The organism is Vibrio sp. S234-5 (genome assembly GCF_000960595.1).
Classification (GTDB): Bacteria; Pseudomonadota; Gammaproteobacteria; order Enterobacterales; family Vibrionaceae; genus Vibrio.
In genome coordinates, this window is the sequence record NZ_JZAM01000349.1 from 1 (window position 1) to 422 (window position 422).

General features: G+C 48.8%; 1 pseudogene. It reads right to left on the reverse strand.

Annotated features, from left to right (window positions below):
* Positions 1–422, reverse strand: a pseudogene (locus UF06_RS26965) (terminase); the annotation flags it as partial.

Sequence of the window (422 nt, forward strand, 5' to 3'; positions counted from 1 at the left end):
ACTTGATTGCCAGTTTCGTCCAGCACATCAATTGAACCTCTGTCCCCATGTTCCAGACCTTCCGCAACGTCAGCGCCAAGGGCGTAATCCTTTTCTGGATCAGGCAATTCCCAAATAAGCAAATAGCCCTGTAGTCCGTTCTGCATGTTCTCGCTTTTACCTTCACGGTTTACGCTATCTCGAACATCAAACATTGCGCCTGTCTCTGGATTAACGTCATAGACAAGCAACGGTTTGGTACAAGCTGCCTCCGCAGCCATACAGGAATGAGCGCTAAATACACGACTGCCTGGCGGTGAGAACGCCTCGTGTGGTGTACTTTGATACTCTTGTTTTGTGTACTGTTCGTAGTGGTTATAGGTTTCGACATTCCACCGCGTTTGCTCATCCGTTATCGTTCCGCCCAAGTAACGGATCACGAA